Raw genomic sequence first — 19677 nt, forward strand, 5'->3', positions numbered from 1 at the left:
CGGCGCGCAGCCGCTCAATCAAAACTCATCGTATAGATCAGGTCGATCGCGCTTTCGGCGCCGGTTTCGCCGCGCAGCTTCAGGCGACGGTTGATGTCGTAGAAGAAGTACAGCGTGCCCATGGCCGAGTTGATGCCGTGCTCGTAGGCGACATAGAAGTTGCGCGAGAAGCGCTTGCCCAGCATCACGCTGGAGTTCTCCAGGCCGTCGCCAGCAAAGGACAGCGAATCCAGGCCCAGCGCATCGGCAAGCTGGCCGGTGATGCCGGGGCCGCTGCCAGCCAGCAGCGCCATCGCGGCCTGCTGCAGCAGGGCGGTGTCGGAGGCGCTGGCCGCACTGCGCCCCAGCACCAGCCAGGAGAGCTTTTCCGAATCGGGCATGGCTGGGTCGGAGAACAGCTGCACCAGCGGGCGCTGCGCCGTGCCACGGATATGCACGCCCACGCGCAGGTCACCCAGGTTCGGGCGGATCGCCATGATGTCGAGCAGTGGGTTGTCGGCGCGGCCGGTAAAGCGCATGGTGCCGCGTTCGATGTCCAGCTCCTGGCCGTAGGCACGGTAGGTGCCGCGATCGGTGCGGATGGTGCCGACCAGCAGTGGCAGCGATTGCAGCGTCGGGCCGTTCTGCACCTCCAGCTCGCCGCGCAGGCGCGTGTTCAGGCCAAAGCCGCGCACGCGCAGATCATCACCCATGCTGACCTTGATCTGGATGTCGGGGGTAATGCTGCTGTTGGTGCGCGCCGTGGCCGCCTTGACCTTGGGGTCATTGGCGATCGCCTGCGCTTCGGCGTTCGGCTTGCGCATCGCCAGCGTGGCCTTGGGGTGCTTCTTGCTCGGCAGCACGACCACGTCACTGTCCAGCTGCGGCGTGCTGTCACTCGGAATCTCGATCAGGGCACGATCCACTTTCAGCTCGCCGCGGGCGGTCAGGCGCATGTCGGCCAGCGTGGTGGTGACCATGCCGGACAGCGTGATCTGGCGCTCCGGCATGGAGGACAGTTGCAGGCCCTGCAGCTCGGTGCGCAGCGACATGCGCACCGCCTGCAGCAGCGGACGGCCGCTGCTGGCACCGCTCCAGTCCACCGTGCCGGTGACGCGGGCGCTGCCGCCCGGCTGGCGGTTCACGGTCGGGCCTTGCAGCGTCAGCTCCTCGATCACCATGCGCTCACCGGCTAGCCGCAGCTGCATGCGGCCATGGTCAAACTCGATGCCGTCCACCACCGAGCGCACGCCAAGCTCACGCGCGGCGATCGTGCCGTTGATCAGCGGGCGGCGCAGATTGCCGCCCACCGCCAGATCGGCCTGCAGCGTGCCGCGTATGCGCCAGCCCGGCGGCGCAAACATGCTCCACACGCCCACGCGCGGCATGTCGGCGCGCAGCGTGCCCTGGATCGGGGCCGCCGGCGACAGCGTCCAGCCGCCACCGCTGCGGCTCAGGCGCGTGCTGATCTGTGCGTTGGCGCTGCCGGCCTGGCTGCTGTCCCACAACAGGCGGGTTTGCAGATGGCCGCCGCTGCCTTCGATCTCGAGTCGCGCATCGCGCACGCCGGTGCGCAGCGTGCGGCCATCGACCAGCATCTCCAGGTCGCCGCGGCTGCGTGCCAGCGTGGCACGCACGCGCATGGCGTTGCCCAGCTCCACATCCCAGTTGCCGGCCATGGCCATGTCGCCGCTGAAACCGGCTCCGCTGATAGAGCTGCTGGCGAGCGCATCAAGCCAGCTCAGCGGGATGTCGCTCAGGCGGCCCTTGCTGTATAGGGTGTAGCCGCCGGCGCGCTGCACGAAGCGGATCGGTTCCGCCAGGATCTGCGCCTGGCCCGCGACCGAGGCACCGCTCAGGTTGATGGTGATGGCACTGGTCTGTACTTGCAGCGTACCGTTGCCCTGGGTGATCTGGATCTGTGTCGGGCTGGCCAGTTGCGCCTGCCATTGCTTGTTCTGCAGCTGGTCAGTCACGTTCAGCTCGGTCGCCTGCAGGCGTGCCTGCCAGCCCTGCGCCTGCTTGCCGGCGGTGCCGCTCAGGGCCAGTTGCATGCGGCGCATCTGCTGCTCGATGCGGGTGCGGCCGCTGACCTGGGCCTGCGCCAGCGTGCCCTGCACGGTCAGGCGCGTGCCCAGGATGTGCATCTGCTGTGCCGCCGTCTGGCCGCTGGAGCGCAGCGTGATCGACGGGGCTTCCAGCGTGCCGTCCAGGCGCATGTTGCGGCCCTGGTTGCCCCAGCCGCCGTTCCAGCGTGCGTCCAGCGTGGCCGCGCCGCCGATCGCCTGGCCGGCGCCCAGCGAGCCCATGCCGGGCAGCTGGCGTAGCCAGGCCAGCGTTTGGTCCAGCCGCTGTACGCGTGCCTGGACCGTGCCCTGGCCGCTGGCCTCGGACAGCGTGCCCTGCAGCTGGGCGCTGCCACCGGGCAGGCGCAGTGCGAGCTGGCCGCTGGCGGCCTGCGTGTCCACGGCATAACGCGCCGATCCCTGCAGCGCCGCATCCAGCGTGCGCAGCTGGATCACCGGCAGCTCCACGGTCCGGTCCTTCCACTGGCCCTGCACATCCAGCAGGTCCAGCGCCAGGCCCTGGCCGCGTGCCATGGCGCGGCTGCCACCAGCGGAGCGCAGCTGCGCCGAGAAGCGGATCGGTGCCTGGACGATGGCCTGGCCGGGCTGCAATTCGGAGCGCGCCGTGATCGTGCCGCTGAGCGGCGCGGCGGCAAAACGTGTATCGATCAGGCCCGGGTTCAGGTGGCGGATCTCGAAATCGCCGAGCCAGCCGGTATCGGGCAGGTAGCGGCCTTGCCCCTGCAGTGTGCCGCCGCCTTGGCCCTGGTCCAGCAGCAGCTGCGTGATGTCGAGTGCGCCATGGTCGTAGCGCAGCTCGGCCTGCAGGCGGGCCAGCGGCAGCAACCCCTTGTCGAGTCGGCCGCTGTCATCGTTGCGAATATCGGTGCGCGCCAGCCAGCGCGTGTTGCCGAGGAAACCGAGCATGCCGGGCGCCTCGTTCGTCGTGACGGTGGCCGAAGCCGCGGTGGCCGGTGCACTGGCCACGCGTGCGGTGGAAGCTGCGCCATCGGGCTGGGACGCATCGGGCTCCAGGCTCAGCGAACCCTGCAGCCGGCTGCGCGGCAGCGAGGGCAGGAAGGCCTGCAGGTCCAGCTGCTGCCAGCTGGCCTGGGCGCGCGCCAATGGCTGCGTGCGCCAGGGGTGCACATCGGCCTGCAGCTGCAGGCGCGTGCCCTGGGCCACATCCTGCACCTGGGTGGAGGAGGGCGCTTGTGGCTGGCGCGGCTGCGGCGCGCTGCTGGCGCTGACGTCCGGCTCTACCGCCAATGGCGCCAGTTTGGCTTCCACGTGCAGCAAGGCGTCAAAGCCGGATAGCGTGCCGTGTGCGCTGGCTTCGGCCTGCAGGCGCTGTGCCGGCATGTTCTGGCTGGCCGGCAGTTCCAGCGTGCCGTGCAGCTGCAGCTGGCTGTTCATTGGGGCGCGGCCCTCGATGCGTGCCGTGCCCTGGTAGCGGCCATTGGCCACCTGGATCGAATCCAGCTTCAGATCATGCACTGCCGTGACGCGGTCATAGCGGTACAGGCCGCGCAGGTTGGTGATGACCGTGTCATTCGTCGGTGCGGTGACCAGGTCGCCATCCAGCACGATCTCGTCGCCACGCGCGGCAGAGGCCGCCACTTCCGCCGCCGATGCCGCCAGCTCGGCCACGGCGGCGGCCGGGTCGCTGGCCGATCCGGCGGGCTTTTGCATGCGCTGCTGGCGGGACTCGCGCTGCTGTTGCTGCTGTTCCACCTTGGCCGCCGATGCGGCAGCGGCGGCTTCATCGGGCGACTGGTAGCGGATGTCTTCCTGCTCCTTTGGCTTGCCGACAATGCGCAGGGTATCGACGACAAACGGCAGCTCCACGTTCACCGGCAGCGTGAAGTCCTGCAGCGGCGGTTCGGGTTCGGTGGGCGGGATCTTCTCGCGCGTGTCCTGCAGCGTGGCGGTGTGCACATGCACCAGGCTGAAGCGGGTGGCGCGGTCCCACAGCGTCGCCAGGTCCCACTCCACATCGACCGTGTCCAGCGTTACCACCATTTCGCCACCGGTATGGCCGGTGGCTTCCACACCCTGACTGGTCCAGATCAGGCGTTCCACATGGCCGCCGCGGCGCACCGATCCGCTCACGCCTTCGGCTTCCAGCGTCATGTGCTCGGGCAGGTAGCCGCGGATGATGCGGATCACGGTGGCCAGCGACTGGTCGTTGGCACTCCAGTGCCAGAGTGCGGTACCGCCAATCAGCAGCGCGATGATCAGTGCCAGCAGGCCCCAGGCGCTCCAGCGTGCGCCACGGCGGGCCGCGTGGCCCAGGCGCTGGCGCCGCGTCAGCGTGACCGCCGCCGGGGTGGCCGGGGTGTCAGGCGCGCTGCTGTCGGGGCGGGAAGGATCTGCCGCTGTCATCAGAAGTTGAATCCCAGGTTCAGGTGCAGACGGAACTGCTTGGCGTCCACGCCATAGGCCAGCGCAGCCTGTACCGGGCCGACCGGGCTGTTCCACAGCATGCCGGCACCGACGCCCACCTTCACCTTGCTCAGCTCGCTGGCCTTGTTGGCCACGGTGCCGGCATCGACGAAGGTGACGATGTCGAAATCGGTCGGCTCTCCATCCCGCAGCCAGGGACGGCGGTATTCCAGGCTGCCGGCGAGCAGGAAGCGGCCGGGATCGGTATAGCCTTCGTCATTGGTAATGCCCAGCTCCTGGTAGCCGTAGCCACGCACGGTGGCGTTGCCGCCAGCCAGGAACATCAGGTTGTGCGGAATTACCAGGCCATCGCGCGCGAACACGCCGCCGGCATCGAGCCGCACGACCAGCTCGCCATTGCGGCGGCGTGCGTAGGTCTCGGCCGTGGGAGCCACCACCAGCGGCGCATCGGCAATCGCGGGGGCATCACCGACGGCAGCGGCCTTGATCTGGCTGCCACTCGGCAGCGCTTCGCTGAAGGCCTGGCCGATCGGCCGGTCCAGCGACAGAAAGCCCAGGTAGCGTCCCACCAGACGGCCAAACGGTTCCTGCGTCGGCTGCACCGTCATGCCGGCGCCGGCTTCCAGGCCGATGCCGAAACCGCCGGTCGGCCGCGTGGTGCTGTTGAAGCGGCGGTAGGTCCAGGTGTAATGGCCGCTGAGGGCCTGGGCGCTGACCGGATCGCCGGTTTCATAGGTGGTCTTGCTGTGGTCGTACTGCAGGTAGTAGGAGCGGTCGATGCTGCGGCCGGCCTTGGCGCGGCCAAACTTGAGCTGCTCGGTGCGCTGGATGCGGTCATCCAGATCCTCGCGCACCACGTTGACGCCACCGGTCCAGCGCCACAGCTTCTCGTCCGGAATCGACATCAGGTTGCTGCTGAAGGCCTGCAGCTTCTGGTCCAGCTGCAGCCGGCTGACGCTGCGCAGCCCCAGCAGCGGATCCTTGTTGTGGGTGAAATCGACCGAGGTGCGCGGCCCGCGGTCGGTGCTGAAGCCGACGCCCAGCACCAGCTTCTTCAGCCGCGCCTCGCGCACGCTGACGTTCACCGGAGCGTTGTCGGGATCGCTTTCCGGGCGCGTGTCCAGCGTGACGATGGCGCTGTCGTAGTAGCCGCTGTCCAGCAGCCGTTCCTGCGCCTCCAGCAGGTCCTGCTGGCGGTAGTCCTCGCCGGTACGCACCTGCGCCAGCCGCTCGATGATGACCGGGTCGTAGCGCTGCGTGCCCTCGATGGTGAGCGGCCCGTAACGGTACAAGGGGCCGGATACGTACAGCGCCTGCAGTTTTGCCGTGCTGTGGTCCGGATCGATCTCGGCGCGGCTGCTGTCCAGCCTCGCCGTCGGGAAGCGTTCCGCCTGCAGGCCACGCAGGGTCTGGCTCTTGGACTTGCTCCAGGCGTCCTGGGTAAAGCCTTCGCCTTCCTGCAGTGTCCACAGGTCGCGCGCCTGCGCCAGCTGCGATTGCGCCGGTGCGTAGTCGGTGACCGGGCCGCTGAACTGCAGATCGACGCTGCTGACCTGGGCCTGCTGGCCGGGATCAATCGTGATGACGACCTGCGGCAGCGCGGAACCATCGGCCGGTGCTTCTTCCAGCTGCTGCGTGATGACGGGCGTGAACAGTCCACGCGTGCCAAGCAGCTGGCGGATCTGCGTTTCGGACAAGGCCAGCAGGTCGCGCAGTTCCGGCAAGCTGATGTCGCTGACCTTCTGGTAGCGCTTCAGCTCCAGGTAGCGCTCGACGAACTTGGCGATGTCATCCGGTGCCTCAATGCGGATATCGAAGGACTTGCCCTCGGTGATCGGGGCAAAGCGGTCATCGGCGGCCTCGGCGTCGGCTGGCGGGTCTGTCGCGTCCGTCTCCGCGGGGCTGGCGTCATCGGTGGCCGGTGCGCTGTTGCCAGGCGTCTGCGGTACCGGCTGGCTGCTGGCGGTATCCAGCGCCTGCCAGCCCGGTGCCAGATCGGCCGCGCCGGGCGATCCGGCCGGCGACGCCGCCCAGACGCTGCTGGCGCACAGGATCAGACAGGCCGCCACGACAGGGTGGCTGGGGCCGGACAACAGGGAGAAGGGCAGGAGGGGGTGCTTGGCTTGTGGCAAACGCGGTTACAGCAGGGTGCGGATGCCCTGCTCCAGTCCTTGAAGCGTCAAGGGTACCATTTTTCCCTGGCCCAGCAGCTGCTGCATGATGTCGATGCTCTGGCGATACTGCCACACGCCTTGCGGCTCCGGATTGATCCAGATGTGCTTGGGAAACGCCTGCAGCAGGCGCTGCATCCAGACCGCGCCGGCTTCCTCGTTGTTGTATTCCACGCTGCCGCCCGGCTGCAGGATCTCGTACGGGCTCATGGTGGCATCGCCGACGAACACCAGCTTGTAGTCCTTGTTGTACTTGCGGATGATGTCCCAGGTCGGGAACTTCTCGGCATAGCGGCGGCGGTTGTTCTTCCACATGTAGTCATAGACGCAGTTGTGGAAGTAGTAGAACTCCAGGTGCTTGAACTCGCTCTTGGCGGCGCTGAACAGCTCTTCCACGCGCTGGATATGGTCGTCCATGCTGCCGCCCACGTCCATCAGCAGCAGCACCTTGATCGCGTTGTGGCGTTCCGGCCGCATGCGGATATCGAGCCAGCCGGCGTTGGCGGCCGTGGCGCGGATGGTCTCGTCCAGCGCCAGTTCCTCATGCGCGCCCTGGCGTGCGAACTTGCGCAGCTTGCGCAGCGCGATCTGGATGTTGCGCGTGCCCAGCTCCAGCGAATCGTCATAGTCGCGGAAGGCGCGCTTTTCCCAGACCTTGACCGCGCTGCGGTTGCGTCCGGTGCCGCCGATGCGGATGCCGGCCGGGTTGAAGCCGCCATGGCCGAACGGGCTGGTGCCGCCGGTGCCGATCCACTTGTTGCCACCGGCATGGCGTCCCTGCTGTTCTTCCAGGCGCTTTTTCAGTGTCTCCATCAGCTCGTCCCAGCCCATCGCTTCGAGCTGCGCCTTTTCCTCGGGCGTCAGGAATTTCTCGAAGGTCTGCTTGAGCCAGTCTTCCGGAATCTCCTTCAGGATCTCGCCGACATGCTCGACGCCCTTGAAGTACAGGCCAAAGGCCTGGTCGAACTTGTCAAAATGGCGCTCGTCCTTGACCAGGCAGGTGCGCGCCAGGAAATAGAAATCGTCGATGCTGGCGTGCTCGGTAGCCGGGCCGACCACCTGCGCCTTGAGCGCCTCCAGCAGCGACAGGAATTCACGTACCGATACCGGTACCTTGGCCTTGCGCAAGGCCTGGAAAAAGGGGATCAGCATGGCTTACTCCGTATACATGGCCAGGCGGTACAGCAGCTGCGCCTTCGCCTCGGGCCATTCGCCAGCCGTCATGCTGTACATGACGGTATCGCGCACGGTGCCGTCACGGCGCAGCGCGTGGTGGCGGATCACGCCATCCTTTTTCGCGCCAAGCCGCTCGATGGCGCGCTGGCTGGCATGGTTGAAGTTGTCGGTGCGCCAGCCCACCACGGCTGCCTTGAGCGTGTCGAAGGCATGCTCCATCAGCATCAGCTTGACGGTGGTGTTCACATGGCTGCGCTGCACGCTGCGCGCATACCAGGTGTGGCCGATGCACAGGCGGCGGATGGGGGCGTCGATGTCGTGGTAGCTGCTGGTGCCGAGCACGCGTTCGCTGGCCTCATCGACCACGGCAAACGGCAGTCGCGTACCGCCCTGCAGCATCTGCAAGGCGGTGTCGATGTAGGCCGCTTCGTCACCTGGAGCCGGCACGCTGGTCACGCGCAGCTTCCAGAGCTCCCCGTCGCGGGCAGCGGCTGCCAGCCCCTCGGCGTGCCGGGGTTCGAGCGGTTCCAGCCGCACGCCGTTGCGGCGCAGCGTGATGGGGAAGGTCCAGGTCGTGGCGTTGTGCATGGCGCGGCTCCGGTGATGGCGAAACGGGTGGCTGGTCAGCGCATCCTGCTCAGCAGCGATGACGGTGCTGTGACGCAGCCATCCACTTCGCCCGCCGGCTCAGCGGTTGCGGTTCTGCATCGCCACCAGCTTGTCGAACAGGGACAGGTCCTGCTCGTTCTTCAGCAGCGCGCCCAGCATCGGCGGGATCTTCATCTTGCCGGATTCAGACGCCTGCAGCGCCGCCGGCGGCACGTCTTCGGCCAGCAGCAGCTTCAGCCAGTCCAGCAGCTCGCTGGTGGAAGGCTTCTTCTTCAGGCCGGGGATAGTGCGCAGCGTGGTGAAGGATTCGATGGCGGCACGCAGCAGCTCTTCCTTCAGGCCGGGGAAATGCACGCCGACAATCTTTTCCAGCGTCTCGGTATCGGGGAACTGGATGTAGTGGAAGAAGCAGCGGCGCAGGAAGGCGTCCGGCAGCTCCTTCTCGTTGTTGGAAGTGATGAACACCAGCGGACGGTGTTTCGCCTTGATCAGCTCGCGCGTCTCGTAGCAGTAGAACTCCATGCGGTCCAGCTCGCGCAGCAAGTCGTTCGGGAATTCGATGTCGGCCTTGTCGATCTCGTCGATCAGCAGCGCCACCGGCTCGTCGGCGGTAAAGGCCTGCCACAGCACGCCCTTGACGATGTAGTTCTGGATGTCCTTGACGCGGTCGTCGCCCAGCTGCGAATCGCGCAGGCGGTTCACCGCATCGTATTCGTACAGGCCTTGCTGCGCCTTGGTGGTGGACTTGATGTGCCACTGCAGCAGCGGCATGCCCAGCTCGCTGGCGACTTCCTCTGCCAGCATGGTCTTGCCGGTGCCGGGCTCGCCCTTGACCAGCAGCGGGCGCTGCAGCGTGATGGCGGCGTTCACGGCCAGTTTCAGGTCATCGGTAGCAACGTATTGGTCGGAACCCTGGAATTTCTGCATGTCGTATCCGGTTGGTCTAATCAAAAACAAGAAAGGGGGATGCCCGGCATCCTACTTGATGGTGACGCCCTTGAGCTCGGGCTTGGGCGGCGGGTAGCGCAGGTCCATCGCCTGCAGGGTATCGCGCACCACGGTGGCGATCATCAGGTTGCGGTGCGTCTTGCTGTCGGCCGGCACCACGGTCCATGGTGCCCAGGGCGTGCTGGTGTGGGTCAGCAACTGCGCATAGGCCTGCTGGTAGTCGTCCCAGTGGCGGCGCACTTCCAGGTCACCGGCTTCGAATTTCCAATGCTTGCTCGGGTCGTCGATGCGCTCCTGCAGGCGCTCGCGCTGCTCGTCCTTGCTGATGTGCAGCATGAACTTTAGGATCACGGTGCCGTTTTCGGTCAGCATGCGCTCAAAATCATTGATCTGGGCGTAACGCTGGCGCGTCTGCTCGGCGCTGATGTTGCGGTTCACCACCGGCACCAGCACGTCCTCGTACTGGCTGCGGTTGAACACCACGATCTCGCCCTTGGCCGGCATGGAGGCATGGATGCGCCACAGGTAGTCGTGGCTGAGCTCCAGCGAAGTGGGCGCCTTCCAGCCGACGGTGCGCACGCCGAGTGGGCTGGTATGGCTGAACACGCCGCGCAGCGTGCCGTCCTTGCCCGATGCGTCCATGCCCTGCAGGATCACTAGCAGCGCATGGCGGCGATCGGCCAGCAGCACGTCCTGCAGCAGGTCGATCTCTTCGGCCAGTGCCTTGACGGCCGCCTTGTTCTCCGGCTTGGTGCCGATCGAGTAGGGCTGGGCACCCGGATCAAAATCGCTGATCTTGACGCTGTGGTCGGCGTTGTAGGCGCCGCTGCCATCGGTAGCATGCACGGAACGCGTGACCGGCGGCTGCCACTGGCGCAGCAGCGGGGTCGGCTTGGCGGGGTGCTTGTCGCGCTTGCTCATGGGTGACTCCTTGTGCTTGTGGTTGTGTGATTTCAATCCTGCGTGGCCAGGCGCTGCACGCTGGCCAGGTAGGCCTCGCCATCCGGCGGGCGGCCGTTGCGCTGGCTTTCCCAGATCATGCGGCCCAGGCAGTCCATGACGGCGTGGTGGGCGGCGTGCAGGTCATGCCGGCGTGCCGCCAGCAGTTCCACCGCCTGGCGGATGCCACGCGGCTGGTCGATGCTGCACTGCTCGCTGATGGTCAGGTGCATGGACAGGTGCAGAAAGGGGTTGGCCTGGCCGGCCAGATCCGGCTTTTGCATGGCCGCCAGGGCGGCATCGACATCGGCCAGATCGGCATGGTATTCAGGGTGCTGCTCCATCCAGCCGGCGATCAGCGTCTCCATGGCGTCCATGGGCTGGTTGGCGCGCCACTTGGCGTAGGTGGCACAGAAATAGCGGCGCACATCGGCCTGGCTGGGTTGCATCAACATGGGATAAAAGTGGTTCCAGATTTATGACGAAAATATGACATACACCGAAAATCAGGTTTCTACAAGCCATTTTGCAGGATTTTGCGGCAAAACCACGGCTAAAACCATGGGCGTGCAAGTTCAAACAGGGTACAGTCTTTCTTTGCCTTGTCCAGGCGTAGCCACTTGCGGCGCGCTGATTTGCCAAAGGAGCTTGTTGCCATGCCCGTAGTTGTCGTCGTCAACCCCAAGGGAGGGGTGGGAAAAACCACCGTCTCTACCAATATCGCGGGCTATTTTGCCGCGCGCGGGGCACGTGTCATGCTGGGAGACGTGGACAAGCAGCAATCCTCGCGCCAGTGGCTGGCTGATCGCCCGGCTGCTGCCGGCAAGATCGTGCCCTGGGAAACCGCCTCCGCCGGCAAGGTCAAGGTGCCCAAGGGCGTCACCCATGTGGTGCTCGACACACCGGCCGGCCTGGACGGCAAGGAACTGAAGGGCGTGCTCAAGATGGCCACCAAGGCGGTGGTGCCGCTGCAGCCCAGCGTGTTTGACATGCGCGCCACAGTCGATTTCATGCGCGAACTGGTCGAGTACAAGAAGCTGGGCCGCATCGATATTGCCCTGCTGGCGATGCGCGTCAAGGAAAACACCCATTCGCTGCAGCACCTGCGCGATTTTTGCGAGCACCTGCCGTTCCCGCTGCTGGGCGTGGTGCGAGACACGCAGAACTATGTGCACCTGGCAGCCCAGGGCCTGACCCTGTTCGACGTCCCCCCCGGTCGCGTGCAGCGCGACCTGCAGCAGTGGGAGCCGATCTGCCGCTGGCTGGATGAGCCGGCACGCCCGCAGCCGCCATCGAAGGTCGATCCTGACGCGCGCTATTGATGGCTTGGGCAGGCTGGTTGCCTGAGGGCCTGGTCCTGATCACCGATTGGCAGTTCTACCTGGTGGCGATCCCGGCGGTGCTGCTGATCGGCATCAGCAAGAGTGGCTTCGGCGCGGGTTTTGGCGCACTGGCGGTGCCACTGATGGCGCTGAGTATCAGCGTGCCGCAGGCGGCGGCCATCATGATGCCGCTGCTGCTGGCGATGGACCTGATGGGCATCCACGCCTTCCGCCGCCATGTCGACTGGGCGCTGTTCAAGCGCCTGTTGCCCTGGGCCTTGCTCGGCACCGTGATCGGTACGCTGCTGTTCCGGTTCCTGAGCGCGCCGGTGGTGGCGGGCATTGTCGGTGTGCTGACGCTGTTGTTCCTGGCGCAGCGTCTGCTGTTTCCGCCGCGTGCCGATGCGGCGCTGCCACCGCGCTGGCTCGGCAGCGTGCTGGCGACCACTTCCGGCTTTACCAGCTTTGTCGCGCACGCCGGCGGCCCGCCGCTGGGCGCCTATGTGATCCCGATGCGCCTGCCGCCGCTGGTCTTCACCGGCACCATGGCCTACCTGTTCTTCTGCATCAACCTGAGCAAGTGGCTGCCCTATGCCTATCTGGGCCTGCTGAACTGGGAAAACCTCGCCACCTCGCTGGTGCTGCTGCCGCTGGCACCGCTGGGTGTCTGCATCGGCGTGCGCATCGCCAGGCGTATTGACCCGACCTGGTTCTACCGCCTGATCTACCTGGGCATGCTGCTGACCGGCATCAAGCTGGTCTGGGACGGGATCAAGACCCAGCTCTGAGTGCCCGCTCAGCTGCTGGCACCGGCAAAGCTGCACTGGCGCCAGGCCTCATAGACCGTCACCGCCACCGCATTCGACAGGTTCAGGCTGCGCTGGGTTGGCAGCATCGGCAGGCGCAGCCGCTGGCTGGCCGGGAAGCTGTCGCGGATCGCTGCCGGCAGGCCGGCAGTCTCGCAGCCAAACACCAGCCAGTCGCCCGGCCGGAAGGCCTGCGCCTGCACCGGGTGGCTGCCGCGCGTGGTCATGGCAAACAGCCGCGCCGGATCCGGTTGCGCACGCTGCAGGAAATCCTGCCAGCTGGCATGCACCTGCAGCGAGGCGTACTCGTGGTAATCCAGCCCAGCGCGGCGCAGCTGCTTGTCGTCCAGGCTGAAGCCGAGCGGCTCGATCAGGTGCAGCGTGCAGCCGGTATTTGCCGCCAGGCGGATCACGTTGCCGGTATTCGGCGGGATTTCGGGGTGGACCAGGACGATGTGAAACATGGTCGCGCATTGTCGCGCCAAACCGGGGCGTCAATCAAACCGGGGTTTTTCGGTGCGCGCCAGCACCACGGCGCTGACGCGGTGGCAGCCTTCGGCCAGCAGCACGCGCGCCGCTTCTTCCAGCGTGGCGCCGGTAGTCATCACGTCGTCCAGCAGCACGGCATGGCGGCCTTCGACCAGCGGCGCCAGTCGCGCTGGTACCTCGAAGGCATCCTGGATATTGTGCTCGCGCTCGGCATGCGGCAGCCGGCTCTGGTGCGGCGTATGGCGGCTGCGCGCCAGCCAGTCATGGCGCAGCACGGCTTTCTGGACCGGCGGGCGGACCAGCCGGCGCAGCTGTTGTGCCAGCAGCCAGGTCTGGCTGAAGCCGCGCTCGGCCAGCCGATGCGGGTGCAAGGGAAGTGGCACCAGCAGATCGCTGTCGCGCACCGTGGCGACCAGCTCCGGACAGGCGGCCATACGTGCCGCCAGCAGCCCGGCCAGCGCCGGCTGGCCATGGAACTTGAAGGCATCGATACTGCCTTGCCAGGGCCAGACGTAGGAGAGGGAGGCATGGCAGCTTTCCAGCAGCGGGGCCGGGTGCTGGCTGCAATCGTGGCACAGGCCATGGCCATCGTCCTCGTCTGGTGGCAGTAGCAGGGCGCAGCCACGGCAGCGTTCCATGGGCTGGGCATGCCGCTGCACGCAATCGGCGCACAGCGGCTGTGCTGGCCAGCTCTGGCAAATGCCGCAGCGTGCCGGAATCAGGCGGGTAAACCAGTTCAAGTTATAAGATAAAAGAATTAATATGTGCATTGTAGCGGAAGGTGTGGCTGCTACGTCAAGCCGTGCAAATCCCGCGTTGGCGCAGGGCTGGGGCGGCGCTATATACTGCCCGCGTGCATACCCAGTCCCAACTCCCCCCCAGCATCGATCCCGTGGCCGCGCGCCGCTGGCAGCAGTTGCCGCTGCCGCACAGCCCCTGGCTGCACGAGGAGATCGCGCGCCGCATGGAAGACCGCCTGTCGCTGATCACGCTGCAGCCGCAGCGCTGGCTGCACTGGCAGCCGCTCAAGGGTGGCCAGCAGGCGCACGCGCTGCTGCGCCAGCGCTATCCGCAGGCGCAGGCCTGGGCCCATGAGCCCGATGCGGCCAGCCAGCAGGCGTTGCAGCAGCTGGGCGCGGAAGAGGGCGGCAGCGGCTGGCTGCGCCGCACGCTGGGTGGCCTGCTGGGCGGTCCAGTGGCGACCCAATTTGGTTTGCCGGAGGCCGGCAGCATGGACATGCTGTGGGCCAATATGGCGCTGCACAACGCCGCTGATCCGCAGGCGCTGCTGGCGCAGTGGCGCGAGGCGCTGGCGGTGAATGGTTTCCTGATGTTCTCGGCGCTTGGCCCGGACACGCTGCGCGAGCTGGACGCGCTCTACCGCACGCTGGGCTGGCCAGCACCGGCGCACCAGTTCACCGACATGCACGACTGGGGCGACATGCTGATTCAGGCCGGTTTTGCCGAGCCGGTGATGGACATGGAGCGCATCACGCTGACCTTTGCCACGCCCGAGCGCCTGCTGCAGGAGCTGCGCGAGCTGGGCCGCAACCTGTCCAGCCAGCGCGATACGTGCACCCATGGCCGCGGCTGGCTGCAGCAGCTGAAACACGGCCTGCGCACGCTGGAGCGCGATGGCAGCATCGCGCTGACCTTCGAGGTGATCTACGGCCACGCGCTGCAGCCCGAACCGCGCCACAAGGTCGAAGGCACGACGGCGATCACGCTGGAGCAGATGCAGCGCATGCTGCGCAAGCAACAGCCCTGAACCCGGACGGTCTTCATGGACCGTTGTGTTGATCGACTTGTAGAATGAGTGCATGACACACACCACGCACGCATTTTCCGGGGCTGTTGGCCTGACGCGCCGCCAGATCGTTTCTTCGCTGATGCTGGGCGGTGCCGCCCTGATGCTGGCCGGCTGTGAAAACGGCAGTTCGGCCGGCAGCAAGTCCAGCCAGTTCAAGGGCCTGGACATCAGCAGTGCCAAGTACGCGCAAGACTTTTCCCTGCCCGACATGAACGGCCAGCAGCGCAGCATGGCCGATTTCCGCGGCAAGGTGGTGGCCATGTTCTTCGGTTTTGTGCAGTGCCCGGACGTCTGCCCGACCACGCTGGCCGAGATGGTGCAGGTCAAGGAAATGCTCGGTGCCGATGGCGACAAGCTGCAGGTGCTGTTCGTCACGGTGGATCCTGAGCGCGATACGGCGCAGATCCTGAAGGAATACCTGGGCAACTTCGACCCGAGCTTCGTGGCCCTGGTGCCCACACCCGAAGAACTGCGCACCAAGGTTGCGCCGGACTTCAAGGTCTACTACAAGAAGGTCGAGGGCAGCACGCCCACCAGCTACACCATGGACCACACCGCCGGTGTGCTGCTGTTTGATCCCAAGGGCAAGATCCGCGTGCACTGCAGCTATGGCACGCCGGCCGATTCGATTGCGGCGGACGTCAAGACGCTGCTGGCCGAAGCCTGATCCTTTCTGTCCAGACGCAAAAAACGCCCCTCGGGGCGTTTTTTGCTGGCGCATGCCGGAGGCGCTTACGCGTACTCGACCAGTGCCGTCTTCATCTTCTTCATCGCGGCCGATTCGATCTGGCGGATGCGCTCGGCGCTGACGCCGTACTCGGCGGCCAGCTCGTGCAGCGTCATGCCGCCGGAACCGTCGTCGTTGACATTGAGCCAGCGCTGCTCGACGATGCGTCGGCTGCGCGCATCCAGCGTATCGAGCGCGGCGGCGATGCCGTCGGTGGCCATGGTGTCGCGCTGGCGCGCTTCCAGCATGGCGGTCGGCTCGTGGCTGGCGTCGGACAGGTAGGCAATCGGGCCAAAGGCCTGCTCGCCATCATCGGACGGAGCCGGATCCAGCAGCACGTCACCACCGGACATGCGCGTTTCCATCTCCATCACTTCTTCGCGCTTGACGTTCAGGTCTTGCGCGATGATGTCAATTTCCTGCTCGGTCAGGCCGTCGCGATGCGCCATCACGTCGTCCAGGTCGGCGGCGGCGCGGAAGCCCTGCTTCTTGCTGCGCAGGTTGAAGAACAGCTTGCGCTGCGCCTTGGTGGTGGCCACCTTGACCATGCGCCAGTTCTTCAGGATGTACTCGTGGATCTCGGCCTTGATCCAGTGCATGGCGTAGCTGACCAGACGCACGCCCTGCGACGGGTCAAAGCGGCGTACCGCCTTCATCAGGCCGACGTTGCCTTCCTGGATCAGGTCGCCATGCGGCAGACCGTAGCCCAGGTACTGGCGCGACACGGCAACCACCAGTCGCAGGTGTGACATGATCAGGCGGCCGGCAGCGTCCAGATCGTTGTTTTCCTTGAGTTTTTTGGCGTAATCCTGCTCCTGCTCGGAAGTGAGCATGGGCATGCGGTTGACCGCAGAAATATAGGCGTCAAGATTGCCCAGCGGGGGCATGGTGGCCACGGCCGACCAGTTGGGGGCCAGGGCCAGGTCAGTCTTGTTGGAAACCACAGCGTTGTCTGCCACGTATCGTTTACTCCTTTAAGGGTTGGAGTCATTCCTGGAAGGAATGTTCCGTTCGTTCCTCAAATATTAGCACTCTGACGTTACGAGTGCTAAGTCAGGGCGTGAAAGACGTAACAAACCGAAGGATTGCCGTCTGCCCGTTGGCAGGCCGCCCTGATGTCCATTATGGAAAGCAGGGCGGGGACGGCGTGTAGGACAGGGGCGGATCAGCCCAGCAGTGCCTGGGCAAATTCGCGCGCGTTGAAGGTTTGCAGGTCTTCCAGCTTTTCGCCGACGCCGACGAAGTAGACCGGCACCGGCTTTTCGCGGGCGATGGCGCAGAGCACGCCACCCTTGGCCGTGCCATCCAGTTTGGTCACGATCAGGCCGGTAAGTTCCAGTGCCTCGTCAAACGCCTTGACTTGGGCCAGCGCGTTCTGGCCGGTATTGCCGTCAATCACCAGCAGCACCTCGTGCGGCGCGGTGACATAGGCCTTGGTGATGGTGCGGCGGATCTTCTTCAGCTCGTCCATCAGGTGCAGCTGGGTCGGCAGACGACCGGCGGTATCGACCAGCACCACGTCCTTCTCGCGCGCACGGCCGGCGGCCACGGCGTCAAAGCTGAGCGCGGCCGGATCGCCACCGGAGCTGCTGACGATTTCCACCGTGTTGCGGTCGGCCCAGATCGCCAGCTGCTCGCGCGCGGCGGCGCGGAAGGTGTCGGCAGCCGCCAGCAGCACTTGCTGCTGGTGGTCGCTCAGGTGCTTGGTCAGCTTGCCGATAGAGGTCGTCTTGCCGGCGCCGTTGACACCGGCGACCATGATCACGGTCGGCGTGTGCTCGCCGATCACCAGCGGCTTCTGCAGGGGTGCCAGCAGGTCGGCAACCGCATCGACCAGCAGCGCCTTGACCTGGGCCGGATCGCTGGCGCGCGCGTTCTTAACGCGCTGCTTCAGGTCTTCCAGCAGGAATTCGGTGGCTTGCACGCCGGCATCGGCCATCAGCAGTGCAGCTTCCAGGTCTTCGTACAGTTCGTCGTCGATGCGGGTGCCGGTGAATACGGTGCTGATATTGCTGCCGGTGCGGCGCAGGCCAGTCTTCAGGCGGCTGTACCAGCCGGCACGATCCGGATCCAGCGACTCGGGCCGCTCCTGGGGCGGGGCGGACAGGGCGTAGCTGTCGCTGGCGATGGCCTCGGCCGGGCTGTCCATAGGTGCCGGAACAGCAGCCACGGGCGCGACGACCGGCGGCACCGGCTCGATGATTTCCGGCGGCAGCTCATGCTCGGTGGCCGCTTCCATGGCGGCGCGCTCCAGCTCTTCCTCGTCGATGGGCGGCAGTTCGGCGGCTGCCGTTTCGCCAGCAGGCGTCTCGGCCTCGACCGTGGATGCAGCCGGCTCCTCGTCGCTGCCGAAACTGCGGCGCAGCCGGTTCAGCCAGCCCTTGGGGGCTTCGGCAGCGGGCTCGGCAGCCACGTCGGCGGCGGGTTCGGGTTCCGGGACGACGGCAGGTGTCGCCTCGGTAACGCTGTCGGGAGCGCTATCGACAGGCAGCTCTGCGTCAGGCGCAGCGGCAGGTTTTTTCTTGAAAAAGCTGAACATGGGGTGTAGGGAGGCCGGTAGGAGGGCAGACAGTGCCCCTGATTGTAAGGACAAGCCCTGTCCGTCCCGTGAATATCCATGCAAGCGGCTGCGCGATGCGCGACTTTGGCGGCCGGCAGGCGGCAAAAAGCCGGCAGATCGCGTTGTCTGGCGGGCTTTTCCCCTATGATCGCGGCATGGGACGCTCTGCCATGTCACTCGAAGCCATCAATGCCAGCCTGCGCGCCAAGCCGGCCGAGGCCGCGCGCCCGGCGGGCAAGCGCCCGGGCAAGGGCGTAGCGGCACAACGCGGTGCCGGCCAGGTCCGCATCATCGGGGGCCAGTGGCGCCGCCGCCTGCTGCCGGTCGCCGCCGGCCCCGGCGTGCCGCCTGGCCTGCGCCCCACGCCGGACCGCGTGCGCGAGACCCTGTTCAACTGGCTCGGCCAGGACCTGGGAGGCTGGCACTGCATCGACCTGTGTGCCGGCACCGGCGCGCTCGGTTTCGAGGCCGCCTCGCGCGGTGCCGCCCGCGTGCTGATGCTGGAATCGCACGCGGCACTGGTGAAGCAGCTGCGCCAGTTGCAGGCCAGCTTGCAGGCCGATGCCGTGCAGGTGCGCCAGGGTGATGCGCTGGCACTGCTGCGCGACCAGGCCCGACAACATCCCGCCAGCCAGGACCTGATCCTGCTGGATCCCCCTTATGACGCCGACTGGTACCAGCAGGCGCTGCAGCTGGCGCTGCCGCTGCTGCGTCCCACTGGCTACCTCTATCTGGAAGCCGGCCAGGCCTGGGACGATGCCGCTCTTCAGCCGCTGGGCTGGCAGTGCTGGCGCCATCTGCAGGCTGGCGCCGTGCACGCCCACCTGCTGCGTCCGCTGCAGGCGGCTGACTGAATCTGTACAGGAGATTTCCGCGCATGAACCCCGTGATCGCCGTCTATCCCGGCACCTTTGATCCGATGACCCTGGGCCACGAGGAACTGGTGCGCCGCGCTTCCCAGCTGTTTGGCCACCTGATCGTGGCGGTCGCGGCTGGCCACCACAAGAAGCCGATGTTCGACCTGGCAGAGCGGCTGGACATGGTGCAGCAGGCGGTGGCGCGTTTCCCCAACGTCACAGTCGAGAGCTATGACGGCCTGCTGCGCGACTTTGTCGTGGCGCGTGGCGCGCGCGCCATGGTGCGCGGCCTGCGCGCGGTGACCGACTTTGACTACGAATTCCAGCTCGCCGGCATGAACCGCCGCCTGATGCCCGATGTCGAGACCGTGTTCCTGACTCCGAGCGACCAGTACCAGTTTGTCAGCAGCACCTATGTGCGCGAGATCGCCACCCTGGGCGGCGAGGTGCACCAGCTGGTATCGCCGGGCGTGTTCGAGCGCCTGATGGCCAAGAGCGGACGTCTATGAACGTCTCGGTCGTCACCCACTTCGAGTGGCTGATCGGCATTTATGTGGCGATGAGCCTGTGCACGCTGCTGGTGTACGGCTGGGACAAGCTGGCGGCCAGGGCCAACAAGCCGCGCATTCCGGAATCGTATCTGCACACGCTGGCACTGCTGTGCGGCTGGCCGGGTGGCTGGCTCGGACAGCGGCTGTTCCGCCACAAGACCGTCAAGCCGGCGTTCCAGACCGTGTTCTGGCTCACGGTGATGCTGAATATGATGGCGCTGGGCGGCTTGCTCTACTGGGACCTGTCGCGCCTGCCCTGAG

General features: G+C 66.3%; 18 protein-coding genes. 7 read left to right on the forward strand and 11 right to left on the reverse strand.

Going from position 1 to position 19677, the window contains the following annotated elements; translation table 11 throughout:
• Positions 1 to 14 precede the first annotated feature (14 nt).
• The 7 genes from ACI3EV_RS02745 to ACI3EV_RS02775 all read right to left on the reverse strand — a co-directional run bounded on the left by ACI3EV_RS02745 (position 15) and on the right by ACI3EV_RS02775 (position 10746).
• Entirely contained in the window at positions 15 to 4430 is a 4416-nt protein-coding gene (locus ACI3EV_RS02745; RefSeq protein WP_329770021.1) for a translocation/assembly module TamB domain-containing protein, read from the reverse strand.
• Positions 4430 to 6520 carry a BamA/TamA family outer membrane protein gene (locus ACI3EV_RS02750; RefSeq protein ID WP_329770020.1) on the reverse strand — a complete coding sequence of 697 codons (2091 nt, stop codon included), beginning with the start codon at positions 6518 to 6520 and terminating at the stop codon, positions 4430 to 4432. The genes ACI3EV_RS02745 and ACI3EV_RS02750 overlap by 1 nt, the downstream gene beginning before the upstream one ends.
• A gap of 69 nt (positions 6521 to 6589) precedes the next feature.
• Positions 6590 to 7774 (reverse strand): VWA domain-containing protein, encoded by a 1185-nt coding sequence (locus ACI3EV_RS02755; RefSeq protein ID WP_337691545.1) that lies wholly within the window; start codon positions 7772 to 7774, stop codon positions 6590 to 6592.
• Positions 7775 to 7777: 3 nt separating this feature from the next.
• Positions 7778 to 8386, reverse strand: coding sequence for a GNAT family protein (locus ACI3EV_RS02760; RefSeq protein ID WP_329770018.1), 609 nt, complete (start codon positions 8384 to 8386; stop codon positions 7778 to 7780).
• A 99-nt stretch (positions 8387 to 8485) separates the two neighbouring features.
• The gene (locus ACI3EV_RS02765) at positions 8486 to 9334 is read right to left on the reverse strand and encodes a MoxR family ATPase (RefSeq protein ID WP_337691541.1); all 849 of its coding nucleotides are present in this window, start codon (positions 9332 to 9334) and stop codon (positions 8486 to 8488) included.
• A 51-nt stretch (positions 9335 to 9385) separates the two neighbouring features.
• Positions 9386 to 10276, reverse strand: a complete 891-nt coding sequence (locus ACI3EV_RS02770) for a PPK2 family polyphosphate kinase (RefSeq protein WP_337691540.1) — start codon at positions 10274 to 10276, stop codon at positions 9386 to 9388.
• A 32-nt stretch (positions 10277 to 10308) separates the two neighbouring features.
• Positions 10309 to 10746 carry a DUF1841 family protein gene (locus tag ACI3EV_RS02775; RefSeq protein WP_329770126.1) on the reverse strand — a complete coding sequence of 146 codons (438 nt, stop codon included), beginning with the start codon at positions 10744 to 10746 and terminating at the stop codon, positions 10309 to 10311.
• Positions 10747 to 10950: 204 nt separating this feature from the next.
• On the opposite strand from ACI3EV_RS02775, the gene ACI3EV_RS02780 reads away from it, so the two are divergent.
• Together ACI3EV_RS02780 and ACI3EV_RS02785 are read left to right on the forward strand one after the other, a co-directional pair.
• On the forward strand, positions 10951 to 11616 hold the full coding sequence (locus ACI3EV_RS02780; protein WP_337691538.1) for a ParA family protein: 666 nt from the start codon (positions 10951 to 10953) through the stop codon (positions 11614 to 11616).
• Complete coding sequence (locus ACI3EV_RS02785) at positions 11616 to 12404, forward strand: sulfite exporter TauE/SafE family protein (RefSeq protein ID WP_337691536.1); 789 nt, start codon at positions 11616 to 11618, stop codon at positions 12402 to 12404. The genes ACI3EV_RS02780 and ACI3EV_RS02785 overlap by 1 nt, the downstream gene beginning before the upstream one ends.
• Positions 12405 to 12412: 8 nt before the next feature.
• Here the strand turns inward: ACI3EV_RS02785 and trmL are convergent, their stop codons facing one another.
• Together trmL and ACI3EV_RS02795 are read right to left on the reverse strand one after the other, a co-directional pair.
• Positions 12413 to 12886 (reverse strand): tRNA (uridine(34)/cytosine(34)/5-carboxymethylaminomethyluridine(34)-2'-O)-methyltransferase TrmL, encoded by a 474-nt coding sequence (gene trmL / locus ACI3EV_RS02790; protein WP_337691534.1) that lies wholly within the window; start codon positions 12884 to 12886, stop codon positions 12413 to 12415.
• A 30-nt stretch (positions 12887 to 12916) separates the two neighbouring features.
• Entirely contained in the window at positions 12917 to 13651 is a 735-nt protein-coding gene (locus ACI3EV_RS02795; RefSeq protein WP_337691532.1) for a ComF family protein, read from the reverse strand.
• A 113-nt stretch (positions 13652 to 13764) separates the two neighbouring features.
• Here ACI3EV_RS02795 and ACI3EV_RS02800 point away from each other — a divergent pair, with 113 nt between their 5' ends.
• Entirely contained in the window at positions 13765 to 14679 is a 915-nt protein-coding gene (locus ACI3EV_RS02800; protein WP_337691530.1) for a biotin synthase, read from the forward strand.
• 52 nt (positions 14680 to 14731) lie between these two features.
• Complete coding sequence (locus ACI3EV_RS02805; RefSeq protein WP_337691528.1) at positions 14732 to 15388, forward strand: SCO family protein; 657 nt, start codon at positions 14732 to 14734, stop codon at positions 15386 to 15388.
• Between the two features lie 65 nt (positions 15389 to 15453).
• Here ACI3EV_RS02805 and rpoH read toward each other — a convergent pair whose 3' ends face one another.
• Complete coding sequence (gene rpoH / locus ACI3EV_RS02810; protein ID WP_329770125.1) at positions 15454 to 16335, reverse strand: RNA polymerase sigma factor RpoH; 882 nt, start codon at positions 16333 to 16335, stop codon at positions 15454 to 15456.
• Positions 16336 to 16613: 278 nt separating this feature from the next.
• The gene (gene ftsY, locus ACI3EV_RS02815; protein WP_337691526.1) at positions 16614 to 17987 is read right to left on the reverse strand and encodes a signal recognition particle-docking protein FtsY; all 1374 of its coding nucleotides are present in this window, start codon (positions 17985 to 17987) and stop codon (positions 16614 to 16616) included.
• Positions 17988 to 18163: 176 nt separating this feature from the next.
• On the opposite strand from ftsY, the gene rsmD reads away from it, so the two are divergent.
• From rsmD to ACI3EV_RS02830, 3 genes are read left to right on the forward strand one after another with little or no spacing between them, the layout of a single operon-like run.
• Positions 18164 to 18862 carry a 16S rRNA (guanine(966)-N(2))-methyltransferase RsmD gene (rsmD, locus tag ACI3EV_RS02820; RefSeq protein WP_329770006.1) on the forward strand — a complete coding sequence of 233 codons (699 nt, stop codon included), beginning with the start codon at positions 18164 to 18166 and terminating at the stop codon, positions 18860 to 18862.
• A gap of 23 nt (positions 18863 to 18885) precedes the next feature.
• A complete protein-coding gene (gene coaD / locus ACI3EV_RS02825) occupies positions 18886 to 19374 on the forward strand; it encodes a pantetheine-phosphate adenylyltransferase (protein WP_329770005.1) in 489 nt (162 codons plus the stop codon).
• On the forward strand, positions 19371 to 19676 hold the full coding sequence (locus ACI3EV_RS02830) for a DUF1294 domain-containing protein (RefSeq protein WP_329770004.1): 306 nt from the start codon (positions 19371 to 19373) through the stop codon (positions 19674 to 19676). The genes coaD and ACI3EV_RS02830 overlap by 4 nt, the downstream gene beginning before the upstream one ends.
• Position 19677 lies beyond the last annotated feature (1 nt).

Origin of the sequence: Allobrachymonas wangyanguii (assembly GCF_045055315.1) — a bacterium.
GTDB classification, from domain to species: Bacteria; Pseudomonadota; Gammaproteobacteria; order Burkholderiales; family Burkholderiaceae_C; genus Brachymonas; species Brachymonas wangyanguii.